The 25737-nt window shown below is 67.3% G+C and carries 24 protein-coding genes; 11 read left to right on the top strand and 13 right to left on the bottom strand.

Translation table 11 applies throughout. From position 1 onward, the window contains the following. Positions 1-72 precede the first annotated feature (72 nt). The 9 genes from BEMPMBAN_RS26470 (at position 73) to BEMPMBAN_RS26430 (ending at position 9103) form a co-directional block, all read left to right on the top strand. Positions 73-1104, top strand: coding sequence for an ABC transporter substrate-binding protein (locus BEMPMBAN_RS26470; RefSeq protein ID WP_234897712.1), 1032 nt, complete (start codon positions 73-75; stop codon positions 1102-1104). Positions 1105-1110: 6 nt separating this feature from the next. Beyond that, a complete protein-coding gene (locus tag BEMPMBAN_RS26465) occupies positions 1111-1920 on the top strand; it encodes an ABC transporter permease (RefSeq protein ID WP_159234521.1) in 810 nt (269 codons plus the stop codon). A 46-nt stretch (positions 1921-1966) separates the two neighbouring features. Next, positions 1967-2764: an ABC transporter ATP-binding protein gene (locus BEMPMBAN_RS26460; protein ID WP_159234520.1), complete on the top strand. Its 798-nt coding sequence runs from the start codon at positions 1967-1969 to the stop codon at positions 2762-2764. Further along, entirely contained in the window at positions 2761-3573 is an 813-nt protein-coding gene (locus BEMPMBAN_RS26455; RefSeq protein WP_159234519.1) for an ABC transporter permease, read from the top strand. The genes BEMPMBAN_RS26460 and BEMPMBAN_RS26455 overlap by 4 nt, the downstream gene beginning before the upstream one ends. Beyond that, on the top strand, positions 3570-4619 hold the full coding sequence (locus BEMPMBAN_RS26450) for an LLM class flavin-dependent oxidoreductase (protein ID WP_159234518.1): 1050 nt from the start codon (positions 3570-3572) through the stop codon (positions 4617-4619). The genes BEMPMBAN_RS26455 and BEMPMBAN_RS26450 overlap by 4 nt, the downstream gene beginning before the upstream one ends. Next, on the top strand, positions 4616-5788 hold the full coding sequence (locus BEMPMBAN_RS26445; protein WP_159234517.1) for a M24 family metallopeptidase: 1173 nt from the start codon (positions 4616-4618) through the stop codon (positions 5786-5788). Before BEMPMBAN_RS26450 ends, BEMPMBAN_RS26445 begins: the two co-directional genes overlap by 4 nt. A 200-nt stretch (positions 5789-5988) precedes the next feature. Then, positions 5989-7050, top strand: coding sequence for a pyridoxal-phosphate dependent enzyme (locus tag BEMPMBAN_RS26440; RefSeq protein ID WP_159234516.1), 1062 nt, complete (start codon positions 5989-5991; stop codon positions 7048-7050). Next, entirely contained in the window at positions 7047-8084 is a 1038-nt protein-coding gene (locus BEMPMBAN_RS26435) for an LLM class flavin-dependent oxidoreductase (RefSeq protein WP_159234515.1), read from the top strand. Before BEMPMBAN_RS26440 ends, BEMPMBAN_RS26435 begins: the two co-directional genes overlap by 4 nt. Beyond that, entirely contained in the window at positions 8081-9103 is a 1023-nt protein-coding gene (locus BEMPMBAN_RS26430) for a threonine aldolase family protein (RefSeq protein ID WP_200846131.1), read from the top strand. Before BEMPMBAN_RS26435 ends, BEMPMBAN_RS26430 begins: the two co-directional genes overlap by 4 nt. Before the next feature lie 40 nt (positions 9104-9143). Here the strand turns inward: BEMPMBAN_RS26430 and BEMPMBAN_RS26425 are convergent, their stop codons facing one another. The 13 genes from BEMPMBAN_RS26425 to pyrR form a co-directional block, all read right to left on the bottom strand. Continuing rightward, positions 9144-10724, bottom strand: coding sequence for a threonine/serine exporter family protein (locus BEMPMBAN_RS26425; protein ID WP_159234514.1), 1581 nt, complete (start codon positions 10722-10724; stop codon positions 9144-9146). 59 nt (positions 10725-10783) lie between these two features. Continuing rightward, positions 10784-11992: a methionine adenosyltransferase gene (gene metK, locus BEMPMBAN_RS26420; RefSeq protein ID WP_159234513.1), complete on the bottom strand. Its 1209-nt coding sequence runs from the start codon at positions 11990-11992 to the stop codon at positions 10784-10786. Between the two features lie 114 nt (positions 11993-12106). After that, positions 12107-13354 (bottom strand): bifunctional phosphopantothenoylcysteine decarboxylase/phosphopantothenate--cysteine ligase CoaBC, encoded by a 1248-nt coding sequence (gene coaBC / locus BEMPMBAN_RS26415; protein ID WP_159234512.1) that lies wholly within the window; start codon positions 13352-13354, stop codon positions 12107-12109. A 14-nt stretch (positions 13355-13368) separates the two neighbouring features. Next, complete coding sequence (gene rpoZ / locus BEMPMBAN_RS26410; protein ID WP_159234511.1) at positions 13369-13686, bottom strand: DNA-directed RNA polymerase subunit omega; 318 nt, start codon at positions 13684-13686, stop codon at positions 13369-13371. A 57-nt stretch (positions 13687-13743) separates the two neighbouring features. Continuing rightward, positions 13744-14322 (bottom strand): guanylate kinase, encoded by a 579-nt coding sequence (gene gmk / locus BEMPMBAN_RS26405; protein ID WP_159234510.1) that lies wholly within the window; start codon positions 14320-14322, stop codon positions 13744-13746. A 68-nt stretch (positions 14323-14390) separates the two neighbouring features. After that, positions 14391-14711 (bottom strand): integration host factor, actinobacterial type, encoded by a 321-nt coding sequence (gene mihF / locus BEMPMBAN_RS26400; RefSeq protein WP_048631544.1) that lies wholly within the window; start codon positions 14709-14711, stop codon positions 14391-14393. Between the two features lie 363 nt (positions 14712-15074). Beyond that, positions 15075-15899, bottom strand: a complete 825-nt coding sequence (gene pyrF, locus BEMPMBAN_RS26395) for an orotidine-5'-phosphate decarboxylase (RefSeq protein ID WP_159234509.1) — start codon at positions 15897-15899, stop codon at positions 15075-15077. Between the two features lie 2 nt (positions 15900-15901). Then, positions 15902-19252, bottom strand: coding sequence for a carbamoyl-phosphate synthase large subunit (carB, locus tag BEMPMBAN_RS26390; RefSeq protein ID WP_159234508.1), 3351 nt, complete (start codon positions 19250-19252; stop codon positions 15902-15904). Positions 19253-19344: 92 nt separating this feature from the next. After that, the gene (gene carA, locus BEMPMBAN_RS26385) at positions 19345-20469 is read right to left on the bottom strand and encodes a glutamine-hydrolyzing carbamoyl-phosphate synthase small subunit (RefSeq protein ID WP_159234507.1); all 1125 of its coding nucleotides are present in this window, start codon (positions 20467-20469) and stop codon (positions 19345-19347) included. After that, positions 20466-20969 carry a PH-like domain-containing protein gene (locus BEMPMBAN_RS26380; protein WP_159234506.1) on the bottom strand — a complete coding sequence of 168 codons (504 nt, stop codon included), beginning with the start codon at positions 20967-20969 and terminating at the stop codon, positions 20466-20468. Before BEMPMBAN_RS26380 ends, carA begins: the two co-directional genes overlap by 4 nt. After that, positions 20966-22258: a dihydroorotase gene (locus BEMPMBAN_RS26375; RefSeq protein ID WP_159234505.1), complete on the bottom strand. Its 1293-nt coding sequence runs from the start codon at positions 22256-22258 to the stop codon at positions 20966-20968. Before BEMPMBAN_RS26375 ends, BEMPMBAN_RS26380 begins: the two co-directional genes overlap by 4 nt. Beyond that, positions 22255-23202, bottom strand: a complete 948-nt coding sequence (locus BEMPMBAN_RS26370) for an aspartate carbamoyltransferase catalytic subunit (RefSeq protein WP_159234504.1) — start codon at positions 23200-23202, stop codon at positions 22255-22257. Before BEMPMBAN_RS26370 ends, BEMPMBAN_RS26375 begins: the two co-directional genes overlap by 4 nt. Continuing rightward, positions 23199-23783 carry a bifunctional pyr operon transcriptional regulator/uracil phosphoribosyltransferase PyrR gene (gene pyrR / locus BEMPMBAN_RS26365; RefSeq protein ID WP_159234503.1) on the bottom strand — a complete coding sequence of 195 codons (585 nt, stop codon included), beginning with the start codon at positions 23781-23783 and terminating at the stop codon, positions 23199-23201. The genes BEMPMBAN_RS26370 and pyrR overlap by 4 nt, the downstream gene beginning before the upstream one ends. A 141-nt stretch (positions 23784-23924) precedes the next feature. Here pyrR and BEMPMBAN_RS26360 point away from each other — a divergent pair, with 141 nt between their 5' ends. Next, positions 23925-25130: a serine hydrolase domain-containing protein gene (locus tag BEMPMBAN_RS26360; RefSeq protein WP_159234502.1), complete on the top strand. Its 1206-nt coding sequence runs from the start codon at positions 23925-23927 to the stop codon at positions 25128-25130. A 38-nt stretch (positions 25131-25168) separates the two neighbouring features. After that, positions 25169-25737, top strand: a 569-nt coding sequence (locus BEMPMBAN_RS26355; protein ID WP_159234501.1) for a 13E12 repeat family protein, incomplete at its 3' end; no start/stop codon positions are given.

Genomic DNA, 25737 nt, shown 5'->3' with positions numbered 1-25737 from the left:
GAAACACCTCATACCTCAAGTATGAGGTTTCATATATGAGACCTCATGTCCTACCTCTCGGAGGCACACACCATGACATCTCGCCAACTCAGTCGCCGTCTCACGATCGCCCTCGCCACCGGCGTTGCGGCTGGGCTCGCCCTCTCCTCCTGCAGTTCGAGCGAACCGGCGCAGCCCGACCAGGGCGCTCCCGTCGTCCGGCTGCAAGGCCTCGAGGGCGGCTTGAGCTCGATGGCACTCAAGATCATCAAGGACCAGGGGTTCGACGAGGCCAACGGCTTCACGGCGGAGAACTTCGAAGTGTCCAGCGACGCCTCGGCGCAGTTCTTCCTCCAGGGCGACGCCGATGTCTCGTTCGACGGGGACCCACTCACCGCTGCGCTGTTGCGCAGCCAGGGCAATGACGTCACCACGTACTTCCCGATGGCGGTGCAGGACGTCGCCCTTGTCGTGCGCGGTGACTCCCCGTACCAAACCGAGCAGGATCTGATCGGCATGCGCGTCGGGCACGACGGCCTCGACTCAGGCGGCATGACCGCGGCGCTGGTGATGCTCGAAGAGTTCTCCGACCTCGACATCGAAGAGCAGTACGACCTGCAGCTCACACAGGAGGCCGCCCTCCTGCGACTGCTCGATCGCGGCGACCTCGAAGCTGTCTTCACCGCCGAGCCGAACACCATTATCGCGGCCAAGGAATACGGCATGCGTTCGGTGTGGGGCCCAGGCTGGCAGGAATGGGAGACAGCGGCGGGCGGCCGGTCGTGGAACCTCACCGCAATGGCCCGCGACAGCTGGATTGACGAGAATCCCGAGCTCGCCGCGGGAGTCCAGAACGCTTGGAACGACGCCTACGACTGGATCGCCTCAGACCCCACCCGAGTCACCACCGGTGAGCTCGGCGATCTCATCGGCATCGAAAGCGAAGACGTCGCAGCAGGGTTCGAGGAACTCATCGAGACCAGCGAGTACTTCACCAAACGCTGGACCGAGGAGGATGTCGCCGCGGCGGAGATGTTCATCGAGAAGGCCGCGGCGGCGGGCCTGGGCGGACTCACCTCGGCGCCGCAGGGTGCCGTCACCCGACTGCCCGGTTCCGAAGAGTAACTGCCGATGACTTCTGCCGATCGACAGCTGCGGCCAGCGCCGCGGGTATTGCTGATGCTGTCAGCGGCCGCGCTGCTGGTCACGGCCTGGCAGTTGTTCTGGGAAGCAACCGATTTCCTCCCATCACCAACTCAGACAGTGCAGACCGCCGGCCTGTTGCTAGGCGAGGCGACCACCTACGAGGACCTGTGGGCGACGCTGCGCCGACTCATACTGGGGTTGACGATGGGCTACACCGCTGCCGTGGTGGTTGCGCTGCTGATGCAGATCAGCTCCTGGTGGAACAGGTTCTTCGGTCCCGCCGTCTACGTCACCATCACCGCTCCCAGCATGGTGGTGGCATTGCTGAGCCTGATGGTGTTCGGTCTCGCCGAGTTCGGTGTCTGCATGTCGGTGGCGATCGTGGTGTTCCCCTTCGTGGTGGTCAGCCTCAACGAAGGCGTGAAAGCGTTGGACCCCAGGCTGACCGAAATGTCGCAGATCTACGGCTTCGGGCCGCTCGACCGGATCCGCCACCTCGCCCTGCCTGAGATGGCGCCGTATCTTTTCAGCGCATTCCGAAATGTCCACGCCCTGGGCTGGAAGATCGTCGTCATCGCCGAATTGTTCTCGCAACAGATCGGCGTCGGCGCAGAGTACAAGCGCGCCTACGGGTACTTCGAGCTCGACCGGCTCATCGTCTGGACGCTGTTTTTCATCGTGATGATCACCACGGTCGAATATCTGATCTTGCGCCCGGTCGAACGACGGGTCTTCCGTTGGCGTGCGCCTTCTGGGCGATTCCTGCGCGCCCAACCGGCCGCCACCTCGATATGAGGGCCGGCACTATCACAAGCCCTGAAAAGGAGAGTCTTTCAGTTCCATGACTGATTTCCTCACCATCACCGACCTGTCGTACGCCTACCCCGGCAATGCCGTACCCGCCCTGTCTGACGTCAGCCTGCGCGTCGCGCACGGCGAGTTCGCCTGCATCGTCGGGCCCAGCGGTTGCGGGAAATCGACACTGCTGAACATTCTTTCGGGCCTCGCCACGCCCACCGTGGGCACCGTGACCGTCGACGGCATACCGCTGGTGGTCGACGGCGTTGACCAGCGGGTCCCAAGGCCGCGATTGGGTTATCTCTTCCAGGATCCCCGACTGCTGCCCTGGCGGAGCGTCCGAAAGAACATTGAGTTGGCGCTGAAAGCAGCCGATGTCCCCCGCATAGAGTGGCGAGAACGCGCCGACCGATACCTCGACCTGTGTGAGATCGGGCAGTTCGCCGAGAGCTGGCCCGGGAGCCTCTCCGGCGGCCAACGACAACGTGTCGCGATCGCCCGCGCACTTGCCATCGAACCCGCATGCGTGCTGCTGGACGAGCCGTTCTCGGCGCTGGACGAAGTCACCGGCCGCTCGCTGCGGGGCAAACTGCTCGAACTGTGGGCGAAGGCCGGCCAGACGTTCATCTTCATCACGCACTCCATCCGCGAGGCGGTGTTCCTGGCCGACCACGTCTACGTCATGGCGCCGGGCCCGGGACGGGTGCTCGAACGGGTCACGATCGACATCCCCCGCCCGCGCCGCTACGAGTCTGCGGCCATCGCCCAGGTGGAGGGCCACATGATCGACTCTGTGCTGCAGTACTGGACCACAGACGACAACGCCGGGAGTGCGGCGTGACCAGCGTGCTGCATCGCACCGAGACCTCCGACCGCACGGCGCCACCCGCCGGGTTCCGGCGACCGCCGCCAGAGTTGGTGGCCGTCGGCATCGGACTACTGATCTGGTGGCTGTGCGCGGGACGTCTGCTGCCCCATCTGCCCTCCCCAGCCTCGGTCGTCGGGGAGTTCGCAGCGGCGGTGGAATCACCGGACTTCTACGAATCGATGCTGATCACCCTGCGTCGCATCCTGATCGCCTGGGCCACCGGGTTCGCAATCGCGCTTTCCATCGGAGTGACGATGGCCCGCAACCGCTATGTCGAAGCATTGGCCCACCCCGTCGTGTTCATCGGGCTGGCCCTACCGGGCCCGGTGACAATTCTGTTCTCGACGCTATGGCTGGGACTGGGTGAGCTGGCCACTCTGGTCGCGCTCACTCTGGCCGTCACCCCGTTCATGGTTACGTTCGTCTACGACGGCAGCAAGGCCTTGGACCCGGGGTTGTTCCAGATGGCGGCGGTCTACCGGCTCGGATCCGCCGCGCGATTTCGGCACGTGATACTGCCCCAGCTGGCGCCGGCACTATTGTCAGCGGCTCGATTCGGTTTCGCGATGGGCTGGAAGCTGGTGGTGCTGGTCGAGGCGCTGTCCGCCGGATCCGGTATCGGCGAGCGCATCGAGTACTACTTCTCCTACAACCGTCCCGCAGCGGTGATCGCCTGGACGCTGGGCTTCACCGTGGTCATGGTCCTGGTTGAACTATTGGTGTTCCGCACCGTGTCCCGCCGGGTCTTCCGTTGGCGGACAAAGGCTGCGAGTGCCCGATGACCGGCTTCCATCTCGGGTTTCCCTCACATTCGGTTGCCGACGTCCACATGAGCGACTGGGGCGACCTGGCCGCCGAAGCCGAACGGATGGGTTTTGACGCGTTCTGGCATTCCAACGAGCGGTTCTTTCGCGACATGTTCGTGCGGATGACGGTGTCGGCGACGCGGACTACTTCGATCACTCTCGGCGGCGCGGTCGCCGACGGTTACGCGGCCAATCCCGCCCTCACCGCCCAAACGCTCGCCACCGTCAACGAGCTTGCCGACGGGCGCGTCACATTGGCGATCGGCGCCGGCGGATCGGGGCTGCCGATGATGGGCTTGACCCGTTCCGCAGTGACCGACACCACCCGCGCCGCCTACGAGTCGATCGCGGGCCTGCTCGCCGGAGAAACGGTGACCCGACAGACCTCAGCCTTCACACTACGTGCGGCGAACTTGAAAATTTTTCCTGCCCAACATGTCCCGTTATGGATCGCGAGTCGGGGTCGGCGCATGCTGGAAATGGCCGGAGGCGCTGCGGACGGCGTGATGATCGCCAGCCAGGCACGTCCGGCTGGGCTGGCTCGGTCGCTCTCCCACGTCACGCGCGGTGCTGCGGCACACGGCCGGGACAAGGCCGTGCTGCGCACCATGGCACGCGTGGACACCTGTGTCCACACCGACGCCGAACGCGCCCGCGAAGGATGCCGGCTGATGGTGGCCAAGCTGCTGTGGATGAGTTTCCCTGACCGCCGGTTCGTCGCCGACGCCGGACTTTCGGTTCCCGAAGAACTCGAGGAGATCATCGCGACACGCAACTATGACGCACTGGAGACTGTGGCAGATCTTGTGCCCGACAGCATGATCGACACTTTCTGCTGGGCAGGAACCCCGGACCAATTGGTGGACAGGGTGGCCGCCGTGCTCGACGCGGTGGAAGTTACCGATATCGGATTTTGGTTGTTGCGAGCACCCGGCCAGTCATTGCGCGAGGCACTCGCGCTGTTGGCTGAGACCCTCACCGACCTGCGGGGCCGGTTCGGTGGCCCGGAGACGACGCAGTGACCGGGCTTCTCTACGACCCCAACCGCCTTGCCGCCGCCCTCTCCGAGGCCGGACTGGACGCCCTGGTGGCGACAACTGCGGCGAATGTGCGCTATCTGACCAGGTTCGGCAAGCCCGGTCGTAGCGTCGCGGTGGTGCGCCGCGACGACCCGGCGCGGCCGATCCTGCTGGCGCCGGCGGCCGAGCTCGACTACCTCATCGAAGACCTGGCGCCCGGGCTCGCACACCACGCCTGGGGGGACTTCTTCCGGGAAGAAGAAACCGGCGCGCACCTCGATGAGGTCCAGCTTCTTGTCGCCTCCGCCCACCGCAATCGCAGACCCGAACTCGACAGAACCGCGATGATCGCCACAGCTGCGACCGACCTCGGCCTGCAGGGCGCCAAGATCGGTCTGGACGTGGCACCGGCGAACGAGCCCACCCTGACCGAAGCGCTGAGGGACCACGAAGTGTGCGAGGCGTCGGCGGTGCTGCCCCGACTGCGAATGCGCAAGACCGAACTGGAGGTGGCCAGGCTGCAGGAAGCCGCCAGGATCGCTGAGTCAGCGATCCTGGCCACTGTGGCGATCGCCACACCCGGTGTCACCCAGGCCGAGTTGGCCACCGAGTACCGGGTGGCGGTCGCGAGAGAAGGCGGGCTACTTCGAGTCGATTCGGTGTCCGTGGGCACTGCGACGGTTTTCGGGAACGCGAACCTGCCCGACTCAGTGTTGACACCCGGGGATATCCTTCGCTTCGACGTCGGGGCCATCTACGCCGGGTATCAATCCGATCTGTCGCGATGTTTTACCCTCGGCGAACCGTCGGATAAGTCGCGGCGCTACGCCAACGCCGTGATCGCCGGTCAATCGGCGGCGCTGGAGCTGCTGCGCCCCGGGGTCCGCACCGCCGACGTGTTCGCGGCGGCTGTGGCCGAAACGCGACGCGCCGGCATCCCGCACTATGACCGCACTCACGTCGGGCACGGCATCGGACTCGTCGGCGGCTACGATGCGCCGCTACTGGCGCCCGGAGACCCGCACGTCATCCAGGAGGGAATGGTGCTCTGCGTCGAAACCCCCTATTACGAGTTCGGTTTCGGCGGAGTCCAGATCGAGGACATGGTGGTGGTGACCGACGGGGGCTGGCGGGCGCTCAGCCGGCTGCCCAGAACCTTCGAGACACTGTGATCTCCGGGGGCTTGCCACTCGTCTGCATCCGCTGTGGAGCCGAGGGCGACCCGGCGCCACACGGCCGCGGCTGTGAACGATGCCGGGCAGTCGGCGTCGCAGCCAACCTGAGAACTGACTACGACCTGACGGCCGCGAGGGAACGCTTCATCGCTGATCTGACCGGACCGCTGCGCGGAACCGCGCGCTATCGCGCACTGTTGCCAATCGAACCCGACGACTCGGCCGCCGCGGCCACCGCTCCGGCTCCGTTGCTGCCCGCGCCACGCCTGGCGGCGGCGATTGGGCTGGATCGGCTCTGGATCAAGGATGAGTCCCGCGGATTGACCTGGTCATTCAAGGACCGGGCGGCGGCGATCGCGGCACACCACGCACGGTCACTCGGCATCGGCGTGCTGGTGACAGCCTCAACGGGGAATGCGGCCGCGGCGACCGCGGCACATGCGCGACGAGCCGGACTGACTGCCGTGGTCGTGTTTGCGCGGGGGGTGGACCCATTGATGGCCGGTTTCGTGGCCGGCTACGGAGCGCACATCGCGATAGCCGACACCAAGCGCGACCGATGGCGCCTGGTTGGTGATGCGGTCGAGCGGTACGGGTGGTACCCGATGTCGAACTACTCCGACCCACCCGTCGGCAACAATCCCTACGCAATCGACGGATACAAGCCGATTGCCTACGAGATATGGGAACAGCTGGGCCGCAGTGTGCCCGACGCGATTTACTTTCCGATCTGCTACGGCGACGCAGTGGCGGCATGCCGGCGAGCGTTCGCCGAGCTGGCCGAGATGAGCCTAACGACAAGGGTCCCCGAACATTGCGGGGGTGAGATATACGGCAGCGTCACTGCGGCCCTCGCATCGGGGACCGACACCGTGCCACTCGCCGAGATCGAACACCCGACGTCAGCGACTTCGATCTCTGCTGCGCAGAGCACCTTTCAGGCGTTGCAGGCGATCCGGGACAGCGGCGGCGCGGTCCACACTGTCAGCGAAGATGAACTTGCCGATGCGGCCCGCCTCGCTGTATTGACCGAGGGCGTGCTGCTCGAGACCGCTGCAGCCGCCGGACTGGCGGCGCTGAGACGCGATATTCGTGACGGCACTCGGCGGCGACCCGATGAGGTCGTCCTCGTGGCGTCGTCGACTGGGCTGAAATCACTGGGAAGCAAGATCAACGAAGGCATCACCGCGCACCAGGTCGACGATGTCGCCGGACTCGCGGCGATGGCGCAACAACAATCGGAGGTGTCACGAAGATGAAATTCGGAGTTGGAATGCCAACCGGGATGGAGGGCCTGATCAACCCGATCCCGTTCTTCGAGCCACGGCACTTCATCGAGGCCGCGCGCCGGGCAGAAGAGCTCGGCTACGACTCAGTATGGGGAAACGACCACTACGCCCCACAGAACTATGTCCGTCAAAAGCACGGGTCAACGCCGAACTTCTACGAAGTGCTTACCGTTCTCACCGCCGCGGCAGCGGTCACACAGCGGGTGCAAGTCGGCACCGCGGTGCTGGTGTTGCCGATGCGCGATATCGTCACACTGGCCCGCCAGGCGGCGACCCTCGACCAGCTCAGTAGAGGCCGACTGTTACTCGGCGTGGGAATCGGTGCTTACCCCGAGGAGTATGCGGCCGCGCGGCCCGACCTCGTGGGCGCGCACCGTGGGGAGATGCTCGAGGAGGGCCTAACCCTCCTGCGCCGTTTGATGCGCGAACCGACGGTCAGTCATCACGGCCAGCACTACGCGGTGGAGTCACTCGAGCTAGCGCCCAAGGGGTATGACGGCGAGGTTCAGGTTCTGGTGGGTGGCCATCAGCTTCGCGGTATCGATCGCGCCATCCGATATGGGACCGGATGGATCCCGGGTTGGCGACCGTTCGACGAGTTGGCCGAGTGGATTCGAACGCTTCGCGAACGCGCTGAGGCCGCCGGCCGTGATCCCACTTCGCTGACTGTGGCGCCGCAGCTGTCGTGCCTGATCGGCCGCAACCACGAGGCGACTGAACGCCGTTACGTGTCAACAGGCATGGTGCAGCATCGTCGATCGCTGGCATTCGACGGCCGCGATCCGGCGAAATCTTTGCACAACAACCTCATCGGCGGCTATGACGCTGTCTACGAGCGTGTCGAACGGCTCGCGAAGATGGGCGCCGACCATCTGGCCTGTACAACATTCTGTGTCGATACTGTCGAGGAGTGGTTCGAGCAACTCGAACTCTTCGCCGTAGAGGTCATCAGACCGTACCGGCGGGTACACGGCCTTTCCGACACGGTGGCGACTTCCCGGTGATCGACCTACGCACCGACACGGTGACTCAACCTACCGACGGCATGCGTGCCGCAATTGCGAGCGCAGTGGTCGGGGACGAGCAGAAAGGCGAGGACCCGACGACGGCCGAGCTGGAAGGCCGCGTCGCCGACCTGCTGGGCAAGCAGGCCGCGGTGTTCGTACCGTCGGCGACTATGGCAAACCAGATCGCCCTACAATTGTGGGCGCGACCAGGTGACTCCGTCGTCGCTTCGGCCGATGCGCACCTGATCAAAAGTGAGGCCGGAGGCCCCGCCGCGCTCGCCGGCCTCATGCTCCAGCCGATCAGCACTGTTGACGGTACATTCGACGACATTCAACTGACGGCCGCTATTGCCGAGGGTGGAGTCGAGACACCTCGCACCGCAGTCGTTTCAGTGGAGAACAGTCATAGCAATGCCGGCGGCCGGGTATGGCCACTCGAGCGGTTGGACCAGATGCTCGCGACTGCAGCCCACCGTGGAATACGCGTCCACCTGGACGGTGCCCGACTGCTCAACGCGGCGTTGTACCGCGATGTGCCTCCTGCTCGAATCGCAGCAGGCTCGGATTCCGTGACCCTCTGCCTGTCGAAGGGGCTGGGATGCCCGCTGGGGGCACTACTGGCACTCCCCGCCGCCGCCGTTAGCGATGCACGGCGCGTCAAACAGCGCCTCGGTGGCGCGATGCGCCAATCAGGAGTGCTAGCGGCGGCGGGTCTGTACGCACTGGATCATCACGTGCGGCGCCTGGCGGATGATCACCACCGGGCGCAGCGGCTCGCCGATATCCTGCAGGGCACCGGCATGGTGAGTGGTCGTGTCGAAACCAATGTGGTTCTGCTGGACACCCACGCCATCGGTCGGACTTCAGAAGCGCTTCGCAGCCAACTCGCAGCCGAGGGTGTCCTGGTCTCAGCCGTACCACGGCCAGGGATGTTGCGCGCGGTGACCCACTTGGATGTCGGAGATGACGATATCGAGTTCGCGGGCAACGTCATTGCACGCACCATCACCAGCTGATCCTGGCTTTCGTCCCGATCGACGACTACCGGTTCGTGTCCTAGAGTTGCCGGCTGTCCGACTCGCCGCCGTCAGCGGTCCCGGTGTCGGTGTCGTCGCCAAGCGCCGGCTCCAGCGCAACGCTGGACGCATGCTGGCTGCCCGATCGTGTCGGCGCGGCCGAATCGGCCGGCTGGAGCGCGACCACGGCGCCGACGGCCCGGCGCAACCCGGGCGGGCCTTCGACACGCAGGAACTCGCCGATCCGGCCCGCCCGGTACCGCAGCGGTGAGCCGATGAACTCACCGAGCACCACCCCTGAACCCAGGGCCAGCGCCACCGCGGCCGCCGCGATCAGCTGTCTCATCCCGTCGGTGAACTCCTCGTCGACAGCGAGGTAGAACACCGCCCGGAAGACGGCGAGGCCGGGGAGCATCGGCATGATGCCTGCGGTCGCGGTCACCAGCGCCGGCGACTGCCGGCGGATCGAGATCAGCGTGGCGATGATGCCGACACCCACCGCGGCGATGCCGCTGGCGACCACCTGACCGAACCCGGCGGTGCCCAGACCGATCAGCACCAGTTCGGCGAGGGCGGCCGTCAACCCGGCGGTGACCACCGACCGCCACGGGGCGTAGCTCGCCACGGTCAGACACGCCCCCGCGAGCCCCGCACCGATCACCGCGAGGGCGATGGGCAGCGGCCGGTTCGGCATGATGAACGTCTCGGTGGCGTCGACGTGCAGTTCGATGACCACGCCGAGTAGCTCCGCGACCTGCAGGCCGGCCAGGATGCCCACGACGATTCCCGCGGTCAGGAACATCGCCTCGGTGAGCCGGGTGACCGCGGTGAGCATGTAGCCGGTCACCGCGTCCTGCATCGCGCCGACCAGCGTCATTCCGGCCAGCAACATCACGATCCCGGTGGCGACCAGCGCGGTCGGCCCTTGTCCGGCGAAGTAGTAGGCCGCCACCGCGACCAGGGTCGCGATCATCGCGCCGACCACGTGCTGGAAGAAGAACGGGGTCCCGATCCTGTTCAACAACCGACCCGCACGGTCGATTGCCGCCGCCGTGAGCGCGGCCAGCAGGCAGGTGAGCCAGCTGCCCCCGAACAACATCGCGATGCCGAGAGCAAAACCGGCCCACCCGGCGGTCGCCACCCAACGCGGATAGGGGTGTGGCCGCTCGGACAGCTCGTCCATCGCCTCGTGGGCCTCGTCGACCGTCACGCCGCCCGAGGTGATCCGCCCGACCAGCCGGTCGAGTTCGGCCACCCGGGTGTAGTCGGTCGAGCGGGCGTTCACAGACCGCACGATGGTGATCGGCGGACTGTCAGCGGTCGGCAACGCCGACACGAAGACGGTGGTGACGAAGATGTCGACGACGCAGTCGGTGAGCCGATAGGCCCGTGCGACATCCTGTGCGGTGGCCACCACGTCCGCGGTACCCGAGCCGGACGACAACATCACCTCGGCCAGCCGGATGGTGAGGTCGAGGACCTTGCGGGTGTGCAGGTCACCCATCGTGTTCTGGTTACGGCTGCGCTGACCCGCGAGCGGCGCAGGGTCGCGCCTCCCGCGGAGAGCCATCTTCAGGCCACGGCTGATGCGTGTCGTGCCGACCGGTTGATCTTGCGCCATTTCCCAGCAGGATACTGACGCCCGGGAGGGCGCCTTGTCGGGTTTGTGTTGTCCTCGGCCTAGACCGCGCTCTTGAGGTCGTCGACCTTGTCCAACTGCTCCCACGGCAGCTCGATGTCGGTGCGGCCGAAGTGGCCGTACGCCGCCGTCGGCGCGTAGATCGGACGCAGCAGGTCCAGGTCGCGGATGATCGCGCCGGGCCGCAGGTCGAAGACCTCACCGATGGCCTTCTCGATCTTCACCGGATCGACGGTCTCCGACCCGAAGGTCTCCACGAACAGACCCACCGGCGCCGCCTTACCGATCGCATAGGCGATCTGGACCTCGACGCGCTGGGCCAGACCCGCTGCGACCACGTTCTTGGCCACCCAGCGCATCGCATACGCGGCCGAACGGTCGACCTTGGACGGATCCTTGCCGGAGAAGGCGCCGCCGCCGTGCCGGGCCCAGCCGCCATAGGTGTCGACGATGATCTTGCGGCCGGTCAGCCCTGCGTCGCCCATGGGTCCGCCGAGGACGAACTTGCCGGTCGGGTTGACCAGGATGCGCGGTGCCGACGTGTCCAGCGTGTCGTGCCCCAATTCGGTGAGCACGGTGTCGATGACGTGCTGCTGGATGTCCGGGGTGAGCTGGCCGTCCAGGTCGACGCCGTCGGCGTGCTGGGTGGACAGCACCACGGTGTCCAGGCGCACCGGCCTCGTGCCGTCGTATTGCACGGTGACCTGCGTCTTGCCGTCGGGCCGCAGGTAGTCGAGCGTGCCGTTCTTGCGGACCTCGGTCAGCTTGCGGGACAAGCGGTGAGCCAGCGCGATCGGCAGCGGCATCAGCTCGGGGGTGTCGGCGATCGCGTAGCCGAACATCAGGCCCTGATCGCCGGCGCCCTGCGCGTCCAACGGATCGGCGGCGCCTCCGACGCGCGTCTCGTGCGCAGTGTCGACACCCTGGGCGATGTCGGGCGACTGTGCGCCGATACCGATGTTCACCCCGCAGGTCAGTCCGTCGAAGCCCTTGTCGGAGTTGTCGTAACCGATCTCGAGGACCCGCTCACGCACCGTGTTGGTGATGTCGGCGAAGGCGTTCTTGGCGGTCGTCGTCACCTCACCGACAACGTGCACCTGTCCGGTCGTCACCAACGTCTCGACCGCGACGCGCGATCTGGGGTCGTCGGCGAGCAATGCGTCCAGCACCGAGTCGCTGATGGCGTCGCAGATCTTGTCGGGGTGCCCCTCGGTCACCGACTCACTGGTAAACAGCCGAGCTTCACTCACGGTCGATCCCTTCTTGTATGTCTGTATGTCGTGGCGACGGTCCGCCCTTGCAGCTCCATCGCTCCATCGCGTTGCCTCCTGCACCCAAGCACGTGGTGCAACCTCGTGCCCGGCCTACCCCCTGCCGGTGCGCAGGAACGCCGCGATCGCGTCCACAATACGGCTGGCGATCAATGTCTTCGAACCGTGCTCCAACGCCGACTCGGTGCCGTCCGCCGAGAGCAACCAGCCGTCGTTGTGGTCGACCTCGAAGGCGCGGTTGTCGCCGACTGCGTTGACCACGAGCAGGTCGCAGTCCTTGCGCTTGAGTTTCGCACGGGCGTGGAACAGCACGTCACCGTTCTCGTCGCCCGTCTCCGCGGCGAACCCGACGATGGCTCGCATGTGGGGCAACTGGCCGTCGGTGCGGGCGCGCACCGCGCCGGCCAGGACGTCGTCGTTGCGGACCAGCTCGATCGTCGGGTCGCCCGCGGCATCCGGGCCCTTCTTGATCTTGCTGGTCGCCAGATGGGCCGGCCGGAAGTCCGCGACGGCGGCGGCCATCACCAGGACGTTCACCTCAGGGGCTCGCTTGGAGACGGCGTCGCGCAGCTGGGCCGCCGAACCGACATGGACCACGTCCACGCCGGCCGGATCGATGAGACCGGCCGTGTTACCGGCGATCAGCGTCACGTCGGCGCCGCGCTGGGCCATCACCCGGGCCATCGCGTAACCCTGCTTGCCCGAACTGCGGTTACCGATGAAGCGGACCGGATCGATCGGTTCCCGGGTGCCACCGGCGGTCACCAGAACCTTGACGCCGGCCAGGTCATAGGGCAGCGCGTCCCCCCGGTCGAGGAGCAGATGCGCGAGCGTGCTGATCTCCTCGGCCTCGGGCAGTCGGCCCGCACCGGTGTCGGCTCCCGTCAGCCGGCCCGAAGCCGGCTCCATGACCATCGCCCCGCGCCTCCGCAGCGTCGCCACATTTTCGCAAGTCGCCGGGTGGAACCACATCTCGGTGTGCATCGCAGGTGCGAACAGCACCGGGCACCGGACCGTCAGCAGCGTGGCGGTCAACAGATCGTCGGCGCGTCCCGCGCTGGCCCGGGCCAGCAGGTCCGCAGTGGCCGGCGCGACGACGACCAGGTCGGCCGACTGTCCGATGCGGACATGGGGAACCTCATGGACGTCTTCGAAGACGCCGGTGTGCACGGGGTTACCCGACAGCGCCTCGAACGTGGCCGCGCCGATGAAACGCAACGCGGAATCGGTCGGAACGACTCGGACCGAGTGTCCGGCCTCGGTGAGCTGACGGACGACCGTGGCCGCTTTGTAAGCGGCGATCCCGCCGGCGACGCCGACGATGATCCGCTTGCGCTGCACCGGCGGTGTCCCGCCTACTCGCCGCCCTCGGTGTGCTCCAGCAGGTCACCGTGAATCTCGCGCATCGCGATCGACAGCGGCTTCTCCTGCAGGCCGGGCTCGACCAGCGGGCCGACGTACTCGAGGATCCCGTCACCGAGCTGGTTGTAGTAATCGTTGATCTGACGTGCGCGTTTGGCGGCGTAGATCACCAGCGCGTACTTGCTCGACGCGCGGTCCAGCAACTCGTCGATGGGCGGGTTGGTAATGCCCAGCGGCGTGTCGTAGGCGCTGGCGGCGGACGGATCGATGTCCACGGCTGCCAGCCGCGTGTCGGCGTGCGGGGTGCTCACGAAGAAGGTCTCCTGGCGGTTCTGAGTTGATGCAGATCTGACGTGTGCCGGCGGCGATCAGGTGTGGTCGCGCGGCACCGGCGTGTGGGCCACCAGCAAGGATACCAATTCCGAGCAGGCAGATTCCAATTGACTGTTGACGACGACCTCGTCGAAGTCACCCTGGGCGGCCAGCTCTGTCCTGGCGGTCTGCAATCTGCGGGCCCGCACTTCCGGCGTTTCCGTTCCGCGCTTGGACAACCGGTTCTCCAACGCCTCCCAACTGGGCGGCGCCAGGAACACCGTGGTGGCCTCCGGCATCGCCCGTTTGACGGCGCGGGCCCCGGCCAGATCCACCTCGATCAGGNCCGGCCGGCCGGCCGCCGCGGCAGCCCGGACCGGGGCCGCCGGCGTTCCGGAGCGGTGCAGCCCGCCGTGGATCTCCGCCCATTCCAGCAGGGCGTCCTGGTCGACGAGATGCTGGAACTCCTCGTCGGTCACAAACGAGTAGTCCACCCCGTCCACCTCGCCGGGACGCGGCGCCCTGGTGGTGACCGAGACGCTGAAGTACAGGTCGGGAAGCCGCTCGCGAAGGCAGCGCACCACGGTGGACTTCCCGACGGCGGAGGGACCGGACAGCACGACAACGCGTGTCATCGCGCGAAGTTCTTCGTGCGAGCACTCATCGGCACCGTCCGGCCCCTCGGCCGGCGTTCACTGTTCGCCTAGGACGTGAAGTCGAACTTTTCCAGCAGGGCCTTGCGCTGGCGATCGCCCAGGCCGCGCAACCGGCGGGTCGGTGCGATCTCAAGCTCGGTCATGATCTCCTGAGCCTTGACCTTGCCGACCTTGGGCAGGGCCTCCAGCAGTGCGGAGACCTTCATCTTGCCCAAGACCTCATCGGTCTCGGCGTCCTTGAGAACCTGCTTGAGGTTGGTGCCGCCGCGCTTGAGCCGGTCCTTGAGTTCGGCACGCGCTCGACGAGCGGCAGCAGCCTTCTCCAACGCTGCCGCGCGCTGTTCGTCGGTCAACTGGGGAAGGGCCACGGGTTCCTCCGTCTCTCACCATCATCTGTTTTGTCTCGGCTGGTCCGAGAACCAGCCAGCGTGCACGACCGTACCCACGCGGGCTGACGAAAGCTAACCCCACCCCCCGGTAGCCAGACCAAAAGCCCAGCGTGTAGGGCGCTCGCGCGAAGTCGGCCACCTCGGGTCCGGGCATCGCTGGAGCCACCGGACACCCGCGAATTCGGCTGAAATCCCTGCATATCGTGGGTATCGGCGGCATTTGGACACCAAGTGTGGTTCGCCAGGACCGTTGCGGGCCGGCTCAGCACCCGCCGGCGGCCGTCGGGTAGAGAAATTTTCGCTGGTCACCACGTCTCGGGCGTGTCGCGGGGTGCCCGCCACTCAGGGGCCCAGGTAGGCGACGGCGTCGCGCATCCGCTCCGCAGCCGCCCGCAGTGCGGAGACATCCGGCCCGGCCCGCAACACCTGCCGGGACACCGCGGGCAGCAGCTGTCCCGGCAGCGCCCCCGCGAAACCCGCGAGCGCGTCCGGCCGGCCCCCCTGGGCGCCCACCCCGGGCACCAGCACCGGTCCGTGGAGCTCCCCGACCTCAGGCGGCTCGGTCACCGTCGCTCCGACGACCACACCGACCGAGCCGAGTCGCCCAGCACCGTTGACAGCCGCCGCGGCGTCGACGACGGACTGGGCCACCGTGCGACCCGCCGCCCCGAGCTCCCGGGCGCGCTGCACCGACGCGCCCTCCGGGTTCGACGTCGCGGCCAGCACGAACACCCCGCGGTCCCGCTCGAGCGCCTTGTCCAGCAGCGGCTGCAGCGAACCGAAGCCCAGATAGGGCGAGACGGTGACCGCGTCGGCCGCCAGCGGCGAGTCGCCGGCCCAGGCCTGCGCGTAGGCGGCCATGGTGGTGCCGATGTCGCCGCGTTTGGCGTCGGCGAGCACCAGCACGCCGCGCTGCCGCAGAGCGGCGATGGTGTGCTCGAGAACGCTGTAGCCGGCCGATCCGTAGGCCTCGAAGAACGCCACCTGCGGTTTGACGATGGCAAAGCCCTCGAACGCGGCGACACAGATGTCGCTGAACCGCGCCAGGCTCTCGGCGTCGGCTCCGAGCCCCCACGCACTCAGCAATTCCGGGTGCGGGTCGATCCCCAGGCACAACGGACCTCGGCGCGCCATCGCAGCAGACAGGCGGTCACCGAACCCGCCCATCGTCAGGACCCCAACGTGCTGTGCAGTTCCTGCAGCGACATCACACCGATGTCGCCCCGGATGCCGGCCTCGATGCCCTGCACCGCGGCCGACGCACCCTGCACGGTGGTCACGCACGGGATGTTCATCGACACCGCGGCCGAGCGGATCTCGTAGCCGTCGATGCGGGGCCCGGAGTTGCCGTACGGGGTGTTGATCACCATGTCGACCTCGCCGGCGCGGATCGCGTCGACCGCCGAGAGAGCGGGCCGGTCCGCGTTGGGTTCTTCGAAGTGCTTGCGCACCTCATCGCACGGAATACCGTTGCGCCGCAACATTTCCGCAGTACCAGCGGTGGCCAGCACCCGGAAGCCGAGATCGGCGAGACGCTTGACGGGGAACACCAGCGAACGCTTGTCGCGGTTGGCCACCGAGACGAACACCGTGCCACTGGTCGGCAGCGACCCGTACGCCGCGGTCTGGCTCTTGGCGAAGGCGCTGCCGAAGTCGCGGTCGATGCCCATCACCTCACCGGTGGACTTCATCTCCGGACCCAGCAGCGAGTCGATCTGGCTGCCGTCGGCCTTGCGGAACCGGTGGAACGGCAAAACGGCTTCCTTGACCGCGACCGGGGCGTTACGCGGGGTGGTGCCGCCGTCGCCGGTGCGGGCCAGCACGCCTTCCTCGCGCAACTGGGCGATGGTGGCGCCGAGCATCACCCGGGCACAGGCTTTTGCGAGTGGCACTGCCGTAGCTTTGGATACGAACGGCACGGTACGACTGGCCCGGGGGTTGGCTTCCAGCACGTAGAGCACGTCGTCCTTGAGCGCGTACTGCACGTTGAGCAGGCCCACCACCCCGACACCGAACGCGATGGCCTCGGTCGCGCGCCGCACCGCCTCGATGTCACTGCGGCCCAGCGTCACCGGCGGCAGCGCACACGCCGAGTCACCGGAGTGGATGCCGGCCTCCTCGATGTGCTCCATGACACCACCGATGTAGACCTCGCTGCCGTCGCACAGGGCGTCCACGTCGATTTCGATCGCGTCCTCCAGGAAGCGGTCGACCAGCACCGGGTGCTCGGGAGACAGTTCGGTGGCCCGGGTGATGTAACCCTCGAGGGTCTCCTCGTCGTAGACGATCTCCATGCCGCGACCGCCGAGAACGTAGGACGGGCGGACCAGCACCGGGTAGCCGATGTCGGCGGCGATCTTTCGGGCCTGGTCGAAGCTGGTCGCCATGCCGAACTTCGGCGCGGGCAGGCCGGCATTGGTGAGCACCTCGCCGAAACGACCACGGTCTTCGGCCAGATCGATGGCTTCCGGCCGGGTGCCCACGATCGGCACCCCCGCCTTCTCCAGCCGTTCTGCCAGCCCCAGCGGCGTCTGCCCGCCGAGCTGCACGATGACGCCGACCACGCCGGGGCCCCGTCCGTCGTCACCGATCCCGGATCTCTGCTCGGCGTGGTAGATCTCCAGGACATCCTCGAACGTCAACGGTTCGAAGTAGAGCCGGTCGGCGGTGTCGTAGTCGGTGGACACCGTCTCGGGGTTGCAGTTGATCATCACCGTTTCGAAGCCGGCACGGCTGAGCGTGGTCGCGGCATGCACGCAGCTGTAGTCGAACTCGATGCCCTGCCCGATGCGGTTGGGGCCGGACCCGAGGATGAGCACCTTCGGCCGCTCGACCTGAGATGCGACCTCGGTCTCGGCGGCGGGGTCCAGTTCGTAGCTGCTGTAGTGGTAGGGCGTCTTGGCCTCGAACTCCGCCGCACAGGTGTCCACGGTCTTGAACACCGGGTGGATCCCCAGCCGCTGCCGCAGCGACCGCACACCCATCTCCCCGGCCAGTTCCGGTCGCAGCGCGGCGATCTGGCGATCAGACAGCCCGTGGTGCTTGCAGCGGCGCAGCAGCTCCGCTTCCAGGACCGGCGCGTCGATCACCTCGGCGCGCAGCTCGATCAGGCCGGCGATCTGCTCGACGAACCACGGGTCGACCCCGGAAGCCTTCGCCACTTCCTCGACGGTGCCGCCGAGCCGCAGCGCGTACTCGATGTCGTAGAGCCGGCCGTCGGTGGGAGTCTGCAATCGCTTGAGCACCTCGGCGAGGCTGCCCTCGGGGTCGGGGCCTGTCCAGAAGCCGGTCCGCTTCGTCTCCAGCGAGCGCATCACCTTGCCGAGTGCCTCGATGAAGTTGCGGCCCAACGACATCGCCTCGCCGACCGATTTCATCGTGGTGGTCAGCGTGGTGTCGGCTCCGGGGAACTTCTCGAAGGCGAACCGCGGCGCCTTGACCACGACGTAGTCGAGCGTCGGCTCGAAGCAGGCCGGGGTCTCCTTGGTGATGTCGTTGACGATCTCGTCGAGCGTGTAGCCGATCGCCAACTTGGCGGCGATCTTGGCGATCGGGAACCCGGTGGCCTTGGACGCCAGTGCACTCGAGCGCGATACCCGGGGGTTCATCTCGATGACGATCAGCCGGCCGTCGGCGGGGTTGACCGCGAACTGGATGTTGCAGCCGCCGGTGTCCACCCCGACCTCACGCAGGATGTCGATGCCCAGCGTGCGCATCGTCTGGTACTCACGGTCGGTCAGCGTCATCGCCGGGGCGACGGTCACCGAGTCGCCGGTGTGCACACCCATCGGGTCGACGTTCTCGATCGAGCACACCACCACGACGTTGTCGCGGCCGTCGCGCATCAGCTCGAGTTCGTACTCCTTCCACCCGTAGATCGACTCCTCGATCAAGACGTTCGCCGACGGGGACGCGGTCAGACCCTCCCCCGCCATCCGGTCGACGTCTTCCGCCGAGTACGCCATACCCGACCCGAGGCCACCCATCGTGAAGCTCGGCCGGACCACCACCGGCAACCCGAGGTCCTTGACGGTCTCACGAACCTCGTCCATCGTGAAACAGACGCGGCTGCGGGCAGATTCGCCCCCGACCTTGCTGACGATGTCCTTGAACTTCTGCCGGTCCTCACCACGCTGGATGGCCTCGAAGTCGGCGCCGATCAGCTCGACGCCATATTTGTCGAGGGCGCCGTTCTCGTAGAGCTTGACAGCGGTGTTGAGCGCGGTCTGCCCGCCGAGCGTGGCCAGCAGCGCGTCGATCTTGTTGCCGCGCTCGGCCTGCTGGGCGATCACCCGCTCGACGAAATCGGCGGTGATGGGCTCGACATAGGTGTGATCGGCGAACTCCGGATCCGTCATGATCGTCGCGGGGTTGGAGTTGACGAGGCTGACCTGCAGCCCTTCGGCCCGCAGCACCCGACAGGCCTGGGTGCCCGAGTAGTCGAACTCACAGGCCTGTCCGATGATGATCGGGCCGGACCCGATCACCAGGACGTGGTTGAGATCTGTGCGACGCGGCATCTAGCTACTCCTACTGATCGCCGGAACGGTATTCCAGCAGCGAACCTGCGAAACGGCGCCTGCTGGAATACCGTTCCGGCGAGGCTCGGCCGTCATTTCTCCCCGGCCATCAGGTCGACGAACTGATCGAACAGGTACTCCGCGTCTCGCGGGCCGGCGGCCGCCTCGGGGTGGTACTGCACCGAGAACGCCCGCCCGCTGACCAGTTTGATTCCCTCCACCACACCGTCGTTGGCGCAGGTGTGGCTGACCATCGCGCGTCCGAACTGCGTGTCGAACTCCTCGCCGGCCTCGCCCTCGAGAGCGAAGCCGTGGTTCTGGGCGGTGATCGCCACCCGACCGGTCGCGTGGTCCATCACCGGGATGTTGATCCCCCGGTGGCCGAAGGTCATCTTGTAGGTGGAACGACCCAGCGCGCGGCCCAGGATCTGGTTACCGAAGCAGATGCCGAACAACGGGATACCCGCGCCGAGAACTTCCTCCGTCACCGCCACCACGTGGTCTGCGGTGGCCGGGTCGCCTGGGCCGTTGGACAGGAACACCCCGTCCGGGCGCAGCGCGGCGATCTCACTGAAGCTCGCCGACGACGGCAGCACGTGGGTGCGGACACCGCGCTTGGTGAGATTTCGGGGGGTGTTGGTCTTGATGCCGAGATCGAGAGCGGCAACGGTGAACCGGTGCGGCCCTTCGGGTTCGACGACGTAGCTGCCGTCGGTGCTGACCTCGCCGGCCAGGTCGGCGCCGAGCATCGCGGCCTGACCTCGCACCCGGGCCAGCAACTCGTCGGCATCGGCGAGCGCGGCGCCGCTGAACACCCCCGCCTTCATCGACCCGCGACTGCGCAGGTGACGCACCACTGCGCGGGTGTCGATGCCCGCGATACCGACGATGCCTTGGCGCACCAGTTCGTCCTCGAGCGTTCCGGTCGCGCGCCAGTTCGAGGCCCGCGGTGAGGGATCACGCACCGCGTAACCGGCCACCCAGATCTTGTCGCCGCGGCTTTCGCCGTCTTCGAGGTTCCAACCGGTGTTGCCGATCTGCGGCGCGGTCGCCACCACGATCTGGCGGTGGTAGCTGGGGTCGGTCAGCGTCTCCTGGTAGCCCGACATTCCGGTGGAGAACACGGCCTCACCCAGCGTCTGGCCGGTAGCGCCGAACTCGGTGCCGGTGAAGATCCGGCCGTCCTCGAGCACGAGGAATGCTCTGCGTGCGGTCATGCGACCTCCTCCGGAAGCCATTTCGTGTAGTCGCGCCGGTCGTCGGCGCGGAAACCGGTGTCGATCTCGACACCCGACGGCAGCCGCCAGCGGATCGCCAGGATGCCGTTGTGGGTGAGCGCCTTACCCGCCAGATACTTCGCGGTGCGGATCTCGACGATCGACTCGTCGGGTATCCAGATGGGGCCGGCGCCGGTGCGCTGCAACATGATTCCTTCCGGGTAGCGGCTGAGGACGGACTTCGCCCGGAACCCGAGATCCCCGGCGGCGACCCTGTCGTTCCAGTGCGGAGTCAGCGTGCTTCCGACGTAGAGGCCCTTGGTGCCCGCGATGAGCGCCGGCCCGACGGTGTCGGGCAGCGCCGGGAGCGTGCCCACGATCAGCGCCTGGCGCTCGACCCGGCGGCGCCACCCGCGGATCATCGCCTGGATCAGCACCGCGATCACGAGTGCCACCACTCCGGCCATCACCAGCGACGCCACCAGTGTCTGGGTGTTCACGCCGGGCTCTTTCCGTCGCGCGCTGTGAGCTTGCCACGCAGCATCGTCACCGTCACCACCCCGGGCAACTCCATGTCCTCGTACGGCGTGTTGTCGGAGCGGCTGGCCAGCGCCGGGCCCCGGACCGTCCACTTCGCCCCGGGGTCGACCACCGTGAGGTTCGCCGGCTCCCCCACCTCCAACGGTCTTCCCTGATCGGGCAGCCCGACGATGCGCGCCGGGCCCTCACTCATCACGCGGGCGACGTCGCGCCACGTCAGCAGACCCGGCGCCACCATCGTCTCGACCACCACCGACAACGCCGTCTGCAGCCCCAACATGCCGGGGCGGGCATTGGCGAACTCACAGCATTTCTCGTGTGCAGCGTGCGGTGCGTGATCGGTTGCCACACAGTCGATCACGCCGTCAGCCAGCGCTTGTCGCAGCGCGACGGCGTCGCTGGCCTCACGCAGCGGCGGGTTCACCCGGTTGCGGCCGTCGTAGGTGTAGAGCCGGGTGTCGTCGAGGAGCAGATGGTGCGGGGTGACCTCGGCGGTGATCGAGATGCCTTGTTCTTTGGCCCATCTCACGAGCTCGACGGTGCCGGCAGTCGACGCATGGCAGATGTGCACCCGCGCCCCGGCGTCCCGGGCCAGCAGCGCGTCGCGGACGACGATCGACTCCTCGGCGGCCCGCGGCCAGCCCGCCAGGCCGAGCCGGGCGGCGTTCGGGCCCTCGTGGGCGACCGATCCGCGGGTGAGGCGGGGTTCCTCGGCATGCTGGGCGATCAGCACTCCGAGCCCGGTCGCATACTCCAGCGCGCGGCGCATCACCAACGGATCGTCCACACACAGTCCGTCGTCGGAGAACATCCTGACCCGCCCGACGCCGGCGGACATCAGACCCATCTCGGTCAGCTGCTTGCCCTCCAGGCCGACGGTCACCGCACCGACCGGGTGTACGTCGACCAGGCCGACCTGCTGGCCGCGGTGCCACACATGGTCGGTCACCACCGCGGAATCGGCGACCGGATCGGTGTTGGCCATCGCGAAGACGGCCGTATACCCGCCGAGAGCGGCGGCGGCAGAGCCGGTTTCGATGTCCTCGGCGTATTCGCGGCCGGGTTCGCGTAGATGGGTGTGAAGGTCGACGAAGCCCGGCAGCAGGATCTGGCCGTCGAGCTCGATGACCTCGGCGCCGTCGGGGGCGGCCAACCCGGTGCCGATGGCCTCGATCTGTCCGTTGTCGACGAGCACGTCGACACCGTCGCCCTCACCGTACGGGCGCACGCCTCTGAGCAGGACTGTCATGCGCTGATCGCTTCCTCTTCCGCGCCGACGAGCAGGTGGAACAGCACCGCCATCCGGATGTGTACACCGTTCGAAACCTGTTGCAACACCGCCGATTGGGACGAGTCGGCCACCGAGTGCGCGATCTCCATACCGCGCAGCATCGGACCCGGATGCAGGACCACGGCGTGTTCGGCCAGCTGGGCCTGCCGCTTCTCGGACAGCCCGTAGCGCACCGAGTACTCCCGCGACGACGGGAAGAAGCCGCCGTTCATCCGCTCGGCCTGCACCCGCAGCATCAGCATCGCATCAGCCAGCGGGAGTTCGGCATCCAGCTCGTGCGATACCGTCACCGGCCAGTCCTCGACACCGAGCGGCAGCAACGTCGGTGGTGCGACGAGCACCACCTCCGCGCCGAGGGTGTGCAGCAGAGCGACGTTGGATCGGGCCACCCGGCTGTGCAGAACGTCGCCGACGATCACCACCCGCTTGCCGTCTACGGTGCCCAGCCGTTGCCGGATGGTCAACGCGTCGAGCAACGCCTGGGTGGGGTGTTCGTGGGTGCCGTCGCCTGCGTTGATGACAGATGGGCCGCCGTCCTCGTCGAGTGTCCACGCGGCCAACTGCTGCGCGGCGCCGGAGGCGGGATGCCGCAGGATCAGTGCATCGGCCCCCGCGGCCCGCAGCGTCAGCGCGGTGTCCCGCAGCGACTCCCCTTTGGCCGCAGACGATCCCGAGGCGCTGACGTTGATGACGTCGGCGCTCATCCACTTTCCGGCCACCTCGAACGACACCCGGGTGCGGGTGGAGTTCTCGTAGAACATCGTGATGATGGTGCGTCCCCGCAAGGTGGGCAGCTTCTTGACCTCGCGTCCGAGCAGCGCCTCGCGGAACCGGTCGGCGTTGTCGAGAATCGCGGTTGCGTCGTCGCGGCTGAGGTCGGCCGCCGCCAGAAGGTGTTTCACCGCTCTGGACCTCCATAGGGTGCGATCCGGACGCCGTCGTGGCCGTCGTTCTCGGTGAGACGGACTTTGACGTTCTCGGCGCGAGATGTGGGCACGTTCTTCCCGACGTAGTCGGCCCGGATCGGAAGTTCGCGGTGACCGCGGTCCACCAGCACCGCCAACTGCACCGCCCGGGGGCGGCCCAGGTCGCGCAGCGCGTCGAGCGCCGATCGCACCGACCGACCCGTGTACAGCACGTCGTCAACGAGGACCACCAGCGCACCGTCGATGCCGCCTTCGGGAATCGAGGTGGTCGCCAGCGCCCGGGGAGGCTTGCTCATCAGGTCGTCGCGGTACAGCGTGGTGTCCAGAGCTCCGTGGGCGACGTCGACTCCGCTGAACTCAGCGATGTTGCGTGCGAGCCGGGTGGCCAGGGTGACGCCGCGGGTGGGGATACCGAGCAGGATGACGCGGGGGCCGTCAGACCCGTCGAGTGCGGTCTTCTCGATGATCTGGTGAGCGATGCGGGCGACGGTTCGGCTGACGTCCGCTGCGGACATCAACTCCCGGTCAGAAGAGCCGGTCTGATCTGGCGAGCCCACAGGGAGCCGGACCTCCTTCTCCGCCTCACGGGACGGATCGTTAAAGGATGTCGAAAACTGCGGGCAGCCTAGCACCCGCCGACCGGGTGGGCGACAAGGCCACATACCTCCGGAGCTGCGCGCCTGACTTAATCTGACGCGATGAACCTCGAGCGCAACAGCGCCTCCATCGTCGAAGCGATCGACGCGGGCCTGCTGGCAGGCGCTGTCACGCTGGTCTGGCACGCCGGCGAGGTGGTGCAGGTCAACGAGCTGGGCTACCGGGACGTCGACGCACGACTGCCGATGCAGCGCGACACCATCTTCCGGATCGCCTCGATGACCAAGCCGGTGACGGTGGCTGCGGCGATGTCGCTGATCGAGCAGGGAAAGCTCGCGCTGACCGATCGGGTGGCGACGTGGCTGCCCGAGCTCGCGGACATGCGCGTGCTGGCGGAACCCCGCGGACCGCTGGACCACACCGTGCCGGCCCAGCGGCACATCACGGTCGAGGACCTGATGACGCATCGCAGCGGGCTGGCGTACATGTTCTCGGTCCTCGGACCGCTCGCGGACGCCTACCGCAGGCTGCCGACCCGCCAGGATCAGGATCGGTGGCTGACGGAGCTCGCGGTGCTGCCCCTGGCCCATCAGCCGGGCGAGCGGCTCACCTACAGCCACGCCACCGATGTCCTGGGTATCGCACTGTCGCGGATCGAGGGGAAACCGTTGAGCGACGTGCTCACCGAGCGGATCCTGGGGCCGTTGGGGATGTCGGACACCGGTTTCAGTGTCGGGCCCACCGGACGCCGCAGGGCCGCCACCATGTACAGCCTCGACAGTGACAACACGTTGCGTCACGACGTGATGGGACCTGCACCCATCGTCGATCCGCCGTTCTGCCTCGGTGGTGCGGGCCTCTGGTCCACCGCCGACGACTATCTGCGCTTCGCCCGGATGTTGCTTGCCGGTGGCACCTTCGACGGCGTCCGGGTGCTGTCGGAGGAATCGGTGCGGCTGATGCGGACCGACCGGCTCACCGACGAGCAGAAGCGCCAGGACTTCCTGGGCGCGCCGTTCTGGATCGGCCGCGGCTTCGGTCTGAACCTGTCGGTGGTGACCGATACCGCGAGGTCCCGGCAGCTGTTCGGGCCGGGCGGTCTCGGCAGCTTCTCCTGGCCGGGGGCCTATGGAACCTGGTGGCAGGCCGATCCGTCAGCGGACGTCATCCTGGTGTATCTCATCCAGAATCTGCCCAACCTGACCGTTGATGCCGCCGCGGCGATCGCCGGCAACACCTCGCTGGCGAAACTTCAGAGCGCGCAACCGAAGTTCGTCCGACGGACCTACGAGGCGCTGGACCTGTAGCTTCGCGACCTGTCGGTGGGGTGGTTTAGTTTGGGTTCATGTTCGATAGTGTGTTCGATATCGACCCCGGGGCCGGTGAGGCTGAGTTGCGGGCTGCGGTGCAGCGCTTCGAGCGGTTGAAGTCGGTGGCGGCGGCGGCCCAAGCGCGGGCGACGGCGTTGTGGGCGGCCAAACGCCGCGCTGCCGAGCAGGCTGCTGGGGTGCCGGCGCGGCGCCGCGGCAACGGGTTGGCCTCGGAGGTGGCGCTGGCCCGCCGGGAGGCCCCGTCGTGCGGGAACCGGCATCTCGGGTTCGCTCAGGCGTTGGTGCACGAGATGCCCCACACCCTGGCCGCGCTGGAATCCGGGGTGCTCTCGGAATGGCGGGCCACCCTGATCGTCAAACAATCGGCGTGTTTGAGCGTGGAGCATCGCCGGGAGTTGGACGCCGAGCTGTGCGCCGATGCCGCGAAACTGTCCGGCTGGGGGAATCACCAGGTCGAAGCCGAAGCCAAGAAGATCGCTGCCCGCCTGGATGCGGCGGCGGTGGTGGCCCGCTCCGCCAAAGCCGCCGCTGATCGTGGGGTGTGGATCCGCCCGGCCCCGGACACCATGACCTACCTGACGGT

The sequence above is a fragment of the Mycolicibacterium austroafricanum genome (assembly GCF_902705885.1).
GTDB lineage: Bacteria > Actinomycetota > Actinomycetes > Mycobacteriales > Mycobacteriaceae > Mycobacterium > Mycobacterium vanbaalenii_A.
Note: the sequence above shows the minus strand (reverse complement) of the source record. Positions and strands in the feature narration are given on the sequence as shown.

Coding starts and splice junctions, on each gene's coding strand:
- carA (WP_159234507.1), bottom strand. CDS start 20,469: ATGACCGCACGCAGAGCATTCCTCGTGCTCGAGGACGGCCGGATCTTC.
- BEMPMBAN_RS26360 (WP_159234502.1), top strand. CDS start 23,925: ATGAACCTCGAGCGCAACAGCGCCTCCATCGTCGAAGCGATCGACGCG.
- BEMPMBAN_RS26465 (WP_159234521.1), top strand. CDS start 1,111: ATGACTTCTGCCGATCGACAGCTGCGGCCAGCGCCGCGGGTATTGCTG.
- BEMPMBAN_RS26425 (WP_159234514.1), bottom strand. CDS start 10,724: ATGGCGCAAGATCAACCGGTCGGCACGACACGCATCAGCCGTGGCCTG.
- BEMPMBAN_RS26460 (WP_159234520.1), top strand. CDS start 1,967: ATGACTGATTTCCTCACCATCACCGACCTGTCGTACGCCTACCCCGGC.
- BEMPMBAN_RS26435 (WP_159234515.1), top strand. CDS start 7,047: ATGAAATTCGGAGTTGGAATGCCAACCGGGATGGAGGGCCTGATCAAC.
- BEMPMBAN_RS26375 (WP_159234505.1), bottom strand. CDS start 22,258: ATGACAGTCCTGCTCAGAGGCGTGCGCCCGTACGGTGAGGGCGACGGT.
- BEMPMBAN_RS26450 (WP_159234518.1), top strand. CDS start 3,570: ATGACCGGCTTCCATCTCGGGTTTCCCTCACATTCGGTTGCCGACGTC.
- carB (WP_159234508.1), bottom strand. CDS start 19,252: ATGCCGCGTCGCACAGATCTCAACCACGTCCTGGTGATCGGGTCCGGC.
- BEMPMBAN_RS26470 (WP_234897712.1), top strand. CDS start 73: ATGACATCTCGCCAACTCAGTCGCCGTCTCACGATCGCCCTCGCCACC.
- pyrF (WP_159234509.1), bottom strand. CDS start 15,899: ATGGGCGGGTTCGGTGACCGCCTGTCTGCTGCGATGGCGCGCCGAGGT.